This is a genomic window from Streptococcus pseudopneumoniae (assembly GCF_001074565.1).
Classification (GTDB): Bacteria; Bacillota; Bacilli; order Lactobacillales; family Streptococcaceae; genus Streptococcus; species Streptococcus pseudopneumoniae_J.
In genome coordinates this window covers 154,994-166,582 of record NZ_JUQX01000026.1, presented here as the reverse complement: position 1 = coordinate 166,582, position 11,589 = coordinate 154,994, and the positions used below count along the sequence as shown (strand labels likewise).

Genomic DNA, 11,589 nt, shown 5'->3' with positions numbered 1-11,589 from the left:
AAATGGTTGAAGTACCTATACGAAAATATATCATGAAAAAGGGCAGATAGCAGTCACTTGAGTTAGAGTTCCAAAGATATCTGAGGACAAGGCAGTTGCCTTTCAAAGTTGGAAACAAGATTTCTATGATTTCTTAGATAGAGGAGATAAAAATGTCGAGACCTAGAAAAATACGAATCTTGCTCGCTTCTGTACTTGCCTTAGTTGTTGGTATCAATCTTTATTTTCAGTATCAAAACCACCAAGAACATATGCAATTAAAAACCTCCTTTGAAGAGAGTGACAATATAGCTGTCTTACAACATTTAATGGATTCAGGAAAATATGCGTCTGACATGCGAAAAGCAGGCTATATTGTTCCTTCCGACGGTGCTATCCGCTTGGATGGAGGAATTGACTCCATAGGGATAAAAGGAGACATTGATTTGAAAATGTCGAATCCTAGAAGGGATGAAGTCTCGGTTTTATTTGAAACAATGGTAAGTGGGGAAAAAATAAATGCCTACTATATTTTAGATCATCAATTAACCCTAAAACGTAGTTACTATTCTTATATTAGTAATCAAAATAAGGAAAGTGTGACGATATCTCAAGCCGAAGAAGAACGTCTATTAAAGGTTGTTCAAAAAGAGTTGAAAGCTTTTCTAGATAAGATGTATGAGACTTTGTATGGTTGATGTTACTAGTGAGAAATGGAAGCGAGACTCTGTTCAGGATGTCAACGAGGATAAAAAAGGGGACAAAATGTTTACAGAATTGCTCTTTATTGTCTCTTTCGTCTTACTTTTACGTTTATTTAAAAGTAGGCGCTCACGAATCTTTATAGGAGTCTTGTATAGTTTGCTGCTAGTCTGGTTTGTCTTTTCAGTGTTGAACTATGGCAAATACACTCTTCAACCAGGTCAATCCGTCAACTTAAGAGTAAATCCCAGAACACAAGATTTGGAATACTATTCACTCTTTATCTTGAAGAAAAATGATTTAAGCAGAATTAAATTAACTGGCTCAAGAGTTTGGAGTGAGAGAAATGGTGATGTATATTATGAGGTAGCGGAACAAAAAATTATAAAAAGCCATGGTTTGGACGAGGAGGATGAAGAACTTCCAAACAAGCAACCAGATATTTATTTAGTAAAAGATGGAGTTGTTGTGAGTTACCAAGGTGAAAAAGTGTTTGATGCCACCAATAACAAGCCCTACACGATTACCATTACCATTACCAGACAACCAACCAGCCCAATTTGAGGCTCAGGTGGTGGATAAATAAGCAAGTCTAGTAGGTTGCAACCTTTTAAATGTTGTATCTTTAAAAGGAGCTATATTATTTTAAACAAGTAATAAAGCCTTGATTCCAAGGCTTTTTCCAACTGACAATTTCTTTTAACGAAGAATCGGAATCGTTTTTAGGATCCTATATACAAAAAAGAGAACAGTAAATGTTCTCTCTTTGACTACTATTGTTATAAGATAAATTAACTTTTAGTCTTATTTTTCGTCTTTGTGAAGCATGTTTTTAACACCTTCAATAGCGCCTTCGACAGCGTCTTTAGCATCTTCGGCAACTTCTTTTACTTTAGAAACAACTTTTTCAGCTGTTCCTTCTTTTTCCATTTTTTCATCGCCAATCATTTTGCCGACACCTTCTTTAATGGAACCTTTTGCTTGGTTTAATTTTTCTTCTGTTGACATGATTCTGCCTCCTTTAAATTGATTGATTTAGACCAGATGAATTAGTGTACGCGAGCTTTTTCCTTTGCTTCACCCTTAACGGCTTCAACACCTTCGCCTACTTTTTCTTGAACAGCAGCAACACCTGAACCGATACCAGATTTCACTTTTTCAAATTGTTCTGAAGCAAATTCTCCTGTTGAAGAAGCCACGTCAGTTACTCGGTCTTGGAGGCTAACTGAATCTGCTTCATGCTGTTCCTTCGTTTTGATATCAACAACATTCACATTGACTTCAACAACTTCTAGATCAGTCATTTTTGTAACTTGTGATACCACAACATCTTTGATTTCTTTGTACAAAGCAGGGACATTCTTTTGGTATTCAACAACAATGTTCAAGTCAACTGCAACTTGCTCTTTCCCAACTTCAACATTGACACCATGAGTGACATTATCTGTATTGATAATTTTTTCTGTTAGATTAGAGAAGAATCCTCCATCCACATCCAAAAGTCCAGGTACTTTTTCAAGTGAAAGACCAATGATTTTTTGGATTACTTTATCCTCATAAGTGAGTTCCCCTTTAACATCTTGAGAAACAACAGCGACATCTTTTTTTTCTACATTTTTATCTACGTTTGACATACGAGACTCCTTTATTTATTTAAATATTTTTCCTTAACATAGTATCCAGCAAATGCTCCTAAGGCTCCACAAATTAGTACAAATAGTGTTTTGAAAAAGCCAAAGGATAAGATAAAGCAAGCGAGAATGACACCTACTAAACCTGCAATAATTGGATACTGGTATTTTTTAAACCATTCCATTTTTACTTCCTTACTTTACACGACTAACAGTCTTTTTGGTCGTTTTTTGAGGTTCAACTTCTTTAACTTTAACTTCAAGTTTTACCTCACGTTCAATACCAAAGAACTGCTTTAATCCATGAGTTATTTCATCCTGAATGACTAGACATCGATTTGAGATGTTGTCTGAAGGAAGAATTTTACCTTCTACAGTAACGAAACATTTATTTTTGCGGCTATTTACATGGACCGTTGGTTCTTTCATCAACTGATGATCAATAACCAAACATCGAACAAAGCCTTCGATAGCTGAATTTTTTAGTTTTAATGTATCTTCTTGAGTTTCTAATTGAATCTCTAGATATTGTTTAGGATAAAAGAGTATCACTAACATTGAAATTAAAACTAAAACAGATAGGACAAGTGTCCCCCAAAAGACATATCTAGCAATCAGGAATTCAGCGTAGAGTTCTCTCCAACTGAATAAGTGGATATCTAAATCACTGACCTGATGATAATCTATGAGAATAGGAAGGAAAATAGTCAAGATTAAGATACAGAAAATAAGTAACAATATTTTCTTTGATTTTGACATATTAAATCCTTTCAATTGAAAAGCTTTAAACCATAATTTTACCCGTCTACAGTATTCAAAATTATGGCTTATCACTTTTAATTTCTTATTAGGTAATGCTTATTTTTTACCAAATAGAAATGAAACGACTGCAACAACAATCACAGCACCAACGATTGACGGAATAATAGCCATTCCAGCCAATGAAGGTCCCCAGCTTCCTAGAAGTGATTGCCCTACAGATGAACCGATAAGACCTGCAAAGATATTTGCAATCAATCCCATTGAACCACCTTTTTTAGTGATTGCACCTGCGGCGAGACCAATAAGACCTCCTACAATAATGGACCACAACATAGTGTATCCTCCTTTTCTATTTCTAAATCAAAGAGTCAATTTCTTTGATTGAACTAATTATATAGTATTTCAACTTGGAAACATAATAGTTGGTCTTAAAAACCGTACTGTAAACATGTACTTTAGGTACAAATAAATAAGAAAATCTTGATGCTACTGGGTTTCTAAGGGATTAGACTAGTCTTTTTATGACAAGCAAAAGTCGTTGTAAGAGGATAAATGCACTCCATGTGGTATAATTGCATGAAGATTGAAAGACAATCCTTTAGTTTATTATAAAGAGAGAAAAGCTATTCATGAGAGATTTATTATCGAAAAAAAGTCATAGACAATTAGAATTATTAGAATTACTATTTGAAAACAAACGCTGGTTTCATATTTCAGAACTAGCAGAATTATTGCACTGTACAGAACGTTCTGTAAAAGATGACTTGTCTCAAGTCAGATCTTCTTTTCCTGACTTGATATTTCATTCCTCAACAAATGGTATCCGTATCATTAATACCGATGATAGTGATATTGAGATGGTCTATCATCATTTTTTTAAGCATTCAACTCATTTTTCAATTTTAGAATTTATCTTCTTTAATGAAGGATGTGATACTGATAGTATCTGCAAAGAGTTTTATATCAGTTCTTCCTCTCTTTATCGTATCATCAGTCACATTAATAAAATTATTAAGAAACAATATCGTTTTGAAATAAGCCTCAATCCAGTTCGAATCACTGGAAATGAGATTGATATCCGTTACTTTTTTGCCCAGTATTTTTCAGAGAAATATTATTTCCTTGAATGGCCCTTTGAAGATTTTTCGGTAGAACCCTTGTCTCAATTATTGGAATTAGTCTATAAAGCAACTTCTTTCCCGATGAATTTATCAACTCATAGAATGTTAAAATTACTTCTAGTTACAAATTTATATCGCATAAAGTTTGGTCATTTCATGGAAGTTGAGAGAGACTCTTTTAACAATCAATTGTTAGAATCTTTCATGCAGGCAGAAGGAATTGACGAGATTGTAGCGAGCTTTGATTCTGAATATCAGATTTCTCTGAATAAAGAAGTGATCGGTCAACTGTTTGTATCCTATTTTCAAAAAATGTTTTTCATAGATGAAGAAGTATTTCTCAACCATGCAAAAACGGACAGCTATGTAAAAAAATCGTATCAGTTATTGGGAGATTTGGTGGATCAGGTATCAAGAGAGTATAATCTCCAAGTAGACAATAAGGACAATCTGATTTGGCATCTGCATAATACTGCACATCTGCATCGTCAGGAATTATCGACAGAGTTTATCTTATTTGATCAAAAAGGCAATACAATCAAGAACTTTCAAAATATTTTCCCTCGCTTTGTTTCAGAGGTGAAGGAAGGGATTGAACATTATCTAGAGGCTTTGGATATGGATCGTAATTCAATGAAGGTCAATCATTTGTCCTATACTTTTATCACCCATAGCAAACACTTAGTGTTAAATCTTTTACAAAATCAACCTAAATTAAAGGTTTTGGTCATGAGTAATTTTGATCAGTATCATGCAAAATCAGTAGCCGAGACACTTGCTTACTATTGCAGTAACAATTTTGAGCTGGAGGTTTGGGGTGAATTAGAGTTATCACTTGAGTCTCTAAAGGAATCACCTTACGACATCATTATTTCTAATTTTATTATTCCTCCTATTGAAAATAAGAGACTGATCTATTCCAATAATGTCAATACAGTCGCTCTCATCTCTTTGCTTAACGCAATGATGTTTATTCGATTAGACGAGTAACTAGGAATAACAAAAAACGCTACATAGCGTTTTTTGTTTTATAAGAAAAGAATTTCCTCTATACTAAACTCAGAATATCCTAAAAAACTAAGCAAAAAAGCCCTGAAACCAAGGCTTTTTCCTGTTGATTTAGATGCCCCCTGCATGAATTTGTAAGAACTTTTCATATTGAAAATAAACAAAAATGTTGAAATATAGCTGATTTTAGGGAAATACTTTTAGGTATTTTCAATGTCAGGATTTAAAAATGGGGCAAAAGTGGGGCAAAAACAAATTAACGAAAAAAATATCGAGTTCGTGCATCAAGTAAATGATAAATTGCAAGAATAAGTGCAACATTTACTCGAACTCATCCTCTAGAGCTTCACTAGCAGTTCTGTAAGCTAAACATTTTCGTGGTCGGTGATTGATATCATATAAAGCCTTGGTTCCCAAAGCTTTTTTATGTTATAAACTCATTAAAAGAACCCCCAGTTAGATTTGGAATATTTTTTATTCTGTGTCATATAAAAATAAATAAAATGAATGGCTATAGCTAGAGCTAAAATGGTTGTAATACTCACTACTATTATAGGATTAGAAGCAAAGATTAAAGAGAGAATCAAGGCAGCCAGATAGAGTGTCGCTTGGACACAGTAGTAACTTTTCGAATAGCGAAGATAGTGTTTGTTACAGGGCCCATTTACTAGGACAGCAACTTGGAAGAGGCCAAATCCGATATAAGAGAAGCTGGTTGCAAAGAGACGATTAGCTTCAGGATTCTGAAGAAAGCCCATCGATACAGTCATCATCATAAGTCCAATGAAAATAGGATAGTGACTGTAAATTAGAAATAGCCCCTTTTGATTAGATTTTTCATCAATAGCATGGTCGAATTGACCAAAATAAAACAAGAACAGAGAAATCATAATAATGAAATAAAGAACCGAATAAATCGAGAAATTCTCGATTGTAAAGAAGTTAGCTAGCTCCGTAATCATCTCTCCAAACATAATAATGACAAGAAGGGAGATGCGCTCGATTAAATGGGGGAGATTTACCTGGTAATGCTTATCTTTATTAAGCAAGATACTTGGCATAATAAATGTTAGCAGAATACTAGCAAATAAGACAGAGACTCCAACGTAAATAGGAAGAAGAGCTGCTAGATAGACTCCTAAACTTCCTAGAGCTGTTATCCATAGAAAACCTTTGATACTTTCCCGATTAACATCATCGGTTGATTTTCTAAAAAATTCAACCAAATATTGAAAAAATAAGGTAAGGGTTAATGTACCAATAGCCCAACAGAGATAATGAAAATATTGTTGCCAATCAGGTCCAATCATATTGGCTATAAAGAGTAAAATTCCCATTTTGATAAACATGATTACTATGTTAAATAAAGAGTTCTTTCCATAGCGATTGGTATAATCGGTTTGAATCATCCAGGAATTGATGAGAAGCAAAGTAGCAATGAAAAAATCAAGGAAAGAATTCCAAGTCAAAATACCGTTATGAAGATGGTCAATTAAAGTAGTTACTTTTGAAATTGCAAAAACAAAAACTAAGTCATAAAAAAGTTCTGAAAATTCTACACGTTTATGTTTAATAAGAGTTGTCATCTTAAGACCTTTCTATTTTAGAAGTACAATTTATTATAACAGAAAATGGTAATAAAAGAAAAGAAGATGCTTAAATAACTTCATGTGACGCGAATGAACTGCGCCACAAAAGTTAGGTTTTTTCTGTCTAACTTTTGGGGTGCAGTTCAGAAGGGGTGTTTTTTCTATCGTTTTTTAGTGCTAAGACTACACAAAAATGCCTTGTAAATCAAGGCTTTTTCCTGTTGTATTTAGATGCCCCCTACAGGGATTTGGAAAGGACTTTCATATTGAGAGCAATTAAAAATATTGAAATATAAGTGATTTTAGGTATTTTCAATGTCATGATTTAAAAATGGGACAAAAGTGGGGCAAAAACCATACAGATTCTAAACTGTATGGTTCTTTTTTTATCTAACCAAGAAAGGTTAAAACTTATTAAAACAAATGCAATCAACTGTTGAAAACTTTTTAGTCCGTGTAATATAAAAACAAGTAAAAAGTTGAACTATAGGGAATATTGTGTCATAATAGGTAATAGATGAATAATTAATAGATTGGAAATAATGCTTTCTTACCTTAACAAGTTGAATTGGTTATACATTTTTTCGTCGCAATTGTGTCTATCTCTCGAGTTTAGCTAGTTTTTATAAGCTCTGGCTTCTAATCAATATAACAAATTTTAGAAGTGCATAAGACAAGATGGTGACATTACTACAGTCATTTCTAGTCACCATATGTTGCTGGCACAGGCTGTTTGTAGTGTTGGCTATTTACTAGTCAGTTTAATCGGAGTGTTTAATTTTTATTGTTGAAAGGTTTTTATATGGCGAAAATTCTATCTTTAGGTCTGACAGGTAAGAAATTACTTGCTCAGGGGTTCTTGTTTGTTCTGCTAGGTCTTATCTTGATGGTTACGGGGACTTGGTTGCCAGTAAAGGTTATTCGACTGGTTCTGTTTTTAGCTTGGATAGCAACGGTCTTAGATTTAGTATTACGTATTTTCAAAAAAAGTCAGTCAACGGACACCTTGGGAGTTGCACTGGTTAAATTGTTAGTGCTGGGATATTTGCTTGGCTCCAATCTTGCGACGGATGTGCCGATTTATATTTTGGCTCTTGTGATTGGAGTTTATCAGATTTTTCATGCTAGTATTAACCTTGTCACCTATGTTCTCTACCGCAAAAACAAAATTCGACCTCGTTTTCGTCTCTTACTAGATGGACTCGTACTAGTTTTTCTTGGTGGGACTAGTCTTTTGTCCTCTACAGGAAATTCTGTCTTTCAACTCTTTGTATTAGGGGCTTATTTTTTCCTTTATGGTCTGTCCAATATCCGTGACGGTTTCTTATTTGAAGGGGAAATTGGGAAAAACCATCTCAAACGTCGTATTAGAATTAGCTTACCTATTGTCCTAGCCGCTCTCATCCCTGCAAGAACTTTAGCAAAAATCAACAAATTCATGCAGGAAAATGCTGATGAGAGAGAGGATATCCATCTTGGAATGGTGAAGTCTGGTAAGACAGCGGAGCTTGAAATTTTTGTTCATACAGCTGAGACCTCTCTGTTTTCGGCAATTGGTCATGTGGATATCTGCTATCAAGGCCGTGTTATTTCTTATGGCAACTATGATCCGTCTTCTGAGACCTTATTTGGCATGGTAGGAGATGGTGTCTTATATTTCTGTGATCGTGACAAGTACATTGACCTATGTAAACGTGAGAGTCAAAAAACGCTTTTTGGTTATGGGATAGATTTGACGCCTGAAATGGAAAAAGCAGTTCAGAAAAAGTTGGCTGAATTGAAACAACTGACGATTCCATGGGAGCCAAGTGCAGATAAAATCATGACAGGTGATGGTAAGGAAGACTACACCTACGCTTATAAAATCAGACATGAGACAGATGGGGAACTTTATAAATTTATCAAATCTAAGTTTAAATCCTACTTTGTCTTATCTACAAACTGTGTGCTCTTGGCTGATACCATAGTCGGTCAGGCTGGCACCGATATCCTCTCACCCAAAGGATTTATCGCACCAGGAACTTACCAAGCTTACCTTGACCGAGAGTTTGAAAAACCAAATAGTATAGTCGTATCTAAACATGTTTATTAAGGAGAATTTATGAATTTAGTAAAAAAATACACCCCATTAATACTTTTTATAGGGCTGGTTACTCTTGTAATTCTGAATGCATCAAGCTTTATATCAGGGGCAGTATCTCTCTTTGAAGTAACTTCTACCTTGATTTATGGTGCTGTCATTGCTTTTGTGCTCAATGTTCCCATGAAAAAAATTGAAGAATTCCTAGTTAAAATGAAGGTAAAGGCAGGGTTGCGCCGTCCGATTGCTATGGTGCTTGTTTTCCTATCTCTTATCTTAATCGTGATCTGTCTTTTGGTTTTGGTGCTTCCAACCCTTGCTCAGACTATTAGTCAGCTGGGAGCAGTCCTTTCAACAGTCCTGACTCAACTTGGGAAATTGCTAGACAGCTCGGAATTTGTAACCAAAGACATGCTGTCAACTATCGTATCAGGAATTCAGGGACAGTCTAGCTCTATTAGTCAAGCTTTGATAACCTTCTTATCCGGTCTGACTAGTAATATAGGAAATATTTTTTCAAGTATAATGAATGCCTTTCTGATTATAGTATTTACCTTTTTATTTTTATCCAGTAAGGAACATCTGGCAGCGATGACGAGTAGACTTCTAAAAGTTATATTTCCAGAGAAAGTGGTGACAAAGTTAACTTACATTGGACAAGTAGCACTAGAGACTTATGACCAATTTTTGATGAGTCAGCTGATTGAAGCAGTCATCATAGGAGTTATGATAGCGGTTGGCTACAGCCTGTTTGGACTACCTTATGGGGTAATGACAGGTATATTTGCAGGAGTGCTATCGTTCATTCCTTATGTAGGGCCTATGATTGCTTGTGTTGTGGGAGCGATTTTTATCTTCACAGTGAGTCCTACTCAAGCCTTACTTTCTCTTCTTCTATATCAAGTTATACAGCTGATTGAAGGAAACCTTATTTATCCTAGAGTTGTAGGTCAATCTATTGGTTTGCCAGCTATTTTCACGCTTGCGGCTGCTAGTATTGGAGGCAATCTCTTTGGCTTACTTGGGATGATATTCTTTACACCGATATTTGCTGTTATCTATCGATTGGTTAAGGAATTTGTCGTTGCAAAGGAAAATCAGCTAGATTAAGAAAAACTAAATTTAATAAGATATACTGAGAAGAGAGTGAGAGATTCTCTTCTCTTTTATTTTTAAATACTTTTCTACAAAAAGCTATTAGACGTTAAAAAAAGCCTTGGTTTCAAGGCTTATTTCTGTTGATTTAGATGTGCCCCCTGCAGGGCTCGAACCTGCGCCCCATAGCTTAAGAGTCTACTGCTCTACCAACTGAGCTAAGGAGGCAACAGAAAAAGCTGAGAATGTAACTTCCCAGCTATTTTAATATGCCCAAAATGGCAGCTAGATTATTTACGAAAGGCATCAAGGATATAGGTGAAACCAACAATTAAAAATGCAAAGGCAACGACATAAACGACAAAGACACTTGTAGCTACTGGATTGAACAAAATCACTAGACCTAGTAAAAATGCAAGCAAGGCTACCCACATGATATGGTTGCCAATAATAGGGAAAATCAATCCCAGACGATTGCCTTTAAAGAAAGCTATAATGGCTTCTACAATTAACCAAATTCCTAAAATAGTTGGAATGACAACTGGCAGCGTCACAAAGCCATAGGCAACGAGGTAAAGAGCTAAGAGAAGACTAACAAATCCTTGGAAAAGATAAACAGGTGAGCGAAGCACTTTTGGTACAGAGAAATAGCCTAAAATAGCTGCTATAGAAGAAACCAGTAAACCAAATGCAATCCACCAGCTGTAAGCAACAAGATTAGCTACTGGGTTTGTAAATAGGAAAAGTCCTAAAAGGACAAAAACAACTCCTGCAAGAAATAGCAGTAAACGATTAGAAAATTTCATTTCAATACCCCCTACATAGTATAGTATAGTTTGATAATAAGACTATTGTACTTATTTTTATAGAAAATGTCAATAAAATAAATAAACAATTTGGAAGTTTCAGTCTGACTTACAAAAAGAAAAGGAGTTTTCACTCCTTTTCACAGATTGAAGACAAAGTCCTTATAAAAGTGTCTTCTAAAGATTTTAACTTCAATCTGAAGCGAGGTTATCCTCGCTTTTTCTATTTATCAAACAATTCCTTATTTTCAATTAAGAGTTCTAGTGGAGATTTATCTCTTGCTTCAATAAAACCAGGTTCATATTGGGTATGAAGTGTTCTTTTCTGAGAAGTTGGATCAATATACAACTCTTTTCCATCTTCTATGTATAGTTGGTTGCCTCTTGTTAGGTAAAGTAAATCCTCTAAGTACTGTCCATCAGTATGTAGGAAATGCTCGATGTATTTGACAGCTTTTAAGATTTCACTTACTTTATCAGAGTATTCATTAGATTCAAGAACACTCTTTTCTAACTCAATCTCTTTACTCGTTCCAAAGAGTTGGGTTGGAGTTGCATTAAAATATTCTGCTATCTTATCCAAATTTGCAAAGGTAAGAATCTTTTTTGTTTTTCGTAGAGGGGTAAAAGAACTTTTTTACACACAAAATATATCTTGAGTATCTGTTTATAGAATAAAAGTAGGGAGGACACAAAAAAAGCCTTGGAACTCAAGACTTTTCCTGTTGATTTAGATGCCCCCTACAGGGATCGAACCTGTGACCCACGGATTAAGAGTCCGCTGCTCTGCCAGCTGAGCTAAGGAGGCAAAGAAAA

12 protein-coding genes, 2 tRNA genes and 1 pseudogene are annotated in these 11,589 nt (G+C 34.9%); 5 read left to right on the top strand and 10 right to left on the bottom strand.

Annotated features, from left to right (window positions below; translation table 11 throughout):
• The first annotated feature begins 152 nt into the window (after positions 1-152).
• Positions 153-677: a hypothetical protein gene (locus tag ADI74_RS04085; protein WP_049537176.1), complete on the top strand. Its 525-nt coding sequence runs from the start codon at positions 153-155 to the stop codon at positions 675-677.
• A gap of 67 nt (positions 678-744) precedes the next feature.
• A pseudogene (locus ADI74_RS04080) lies at positions 745-1,267 on the top strand (hypothetical protein).
• Between the two features lie 218 nt (positions 1,268-1,485).
• Here ADI74_RS04080 and ADI74_RS04075 read toward each other — a convergent pair.
• The 5 genes from ADI74_RS04075 to ADI74_RS04055 form a co-directional block, all read right to left on the bottom strand.
• On the bottom strand, positions 1,486-1,689 hold the full coding sequence (locus ADI74_RS04075; RefSeq protein ID WP_000102421.1) for a CsbD family protein: 204 nt from the start codon (positions 1,687-1,689) through the stop codon (positions 1,486-1,488).
• 41 nt (positions 1,690-1,730) lie between these two features.
• Positions 1,731-2,315 (bottom strand): Asp23/Gls24 family envelope stress response protein, encoded by a 585-nt coding sequence (locus ADI74_RS04070; RefSeq protein ID WP_049537174.1) that lies wholly within the window; start codon positions 2,313-2,315, stop codon positions 1,731-1,733.
• 11 nt (positions 2,316-2,326) lie between these two features.
• On the bottom strand, positions 2,327-2,497 hold the full coding sequence (locus ADI74_RS04065; RefSeq protein WP_000454669.1) for a DUF2273 domain-containing protein: 171 nt from the start codon (positions 2,495-2,497) through the stop codon (positions 2,327-2,329).
• A 10-nt stretch (positions 2,498-2,507) separates the two neighbouring features.
• Complete coding sequence (gene amaP / locus ADI74_RS04060) at positions 2,508-3,071, bottom strand: alkaline shock response membrane anchor protein AmaP (protein ID WP_049537172.1); 564 nt, start codon at positions 3,069-3,071, stop codon at positions 2,508-2,510.
• Between the two features lie 99 nt (positions 3,072-3,170).
• Positions 3,171-3,407, bottom strand: coding sequence for a GlsB/YeaQ/YmgE family stress response membrane protein (locus ADI74_RS04055; RefSeq protein ID WP_033630119.1), 237 nt, complete (start codon positions 3,405-3,407; stop codon positions 3,171-3,173).
• Positions 3,408-3,703: 296 nt separating this feature from the next.
• On the opposite strand from ADI74_RS04055, the gene ADI74_RS04050 reads away from it, so the two are divergent.
• A complete protein-coding gene (locus ADI74_RS04050) occupies positions 3,704-5,185 on the top strand; it encodes a M protein trans-acting positive regulator PRD domain-containing protein (RefSeq protein WP_049537169.1) in 1,482 nt (493 codons plus the stop codon).
• Positions 5,186-5,643: 458 nt separating this feature from the next.
• Here the strand turns inward: ADI74_RS04050 and ADI74_RS04045 are convergent, their stop codons facing one another.
• Entirely contained in the window at positions 5,644-6,789 is a 1,146-nt protein-coding gene (locus tag ADI74_RS04045; RefSeq protein ID WP_049537168.1) for a low temperature requirement protein A, read from the bottom strand.
• An 805-nt stretch (positions 6,790-7,594) separates the two neighbouring features.
• Between ADI74_RS04045 and ADI74_RS04040 the strand changes: the two genes are divergently transcribed.
• Positions 7,595-8,884, top strand: coding sequence for a membrane protein (locus tag ADI74_RS04040; protein WP_001062781.1), 1,290 nt, complete (start codon positions 7,595-7,597; stop codon positions 8,882-8,884).
• 9 nt (positions 8,885-8,893) lie between these two features.
• Positions 8,894-9,982 carry an AI-2E family transporter gene (locus tag ADI74_RS04035; protein ID WP_001055024.1) on the top strand — a complete coding sequence of 363 codons (1,089 nt, stop codon included), beginning with the start codon at positions 8,894-8,896 and terminating at the stop codon, positions 9,980-9,982.
• A 140-nt stretch (positions 9,983-10,122) separates the two neighbouring features.
• Here the strand turns inward: ADI74_RS04035 and ADI74_RS04030 are convergent.
• The 4 genes from ADI74_RS04030 to ADI74_RS04015 form a co-directional block, all read right to left on the bottom strand.
• Positions 10,123-10,195 (bottom strand) — tRNA-Lys (locus tag ADI74_RS04030).
• Between the two features lie 62 nt (positions 10,196-10,257).
• Positions 10,258-10,773: a DUF308 domain-containing protein gene (locus ADI74_RS04025; protein ID WP_049537166.1), complete on the bottom strand. Its 516-nt coding sequence runs from the start codon at positions 10,771-10,773 to the stop codon at positions 10,258-10,260.
• Positions 10,774-10,996: 223 nt separating this feature from the next.
• Positions 10,997-11,356, bottom strand: a complete 360-nt coding sequence (locus ADI74_RS04020) for a hypothetical protein (RefSeq protein ID WP_009730472.1) — start codon at positions 11,354-11,356, stop codon at positions 10,997-10,999.
• 152 nt (positions 11,357-11,508) lie between these two features.
• Positions 11,509-11,581: transfer RNA gene (locus ADI74_RS04015), tRNA-Lys, on the bottom strand.
• Between the last annotated feature and the right edge of the window lie 8 nt (positions 11,582-11,589).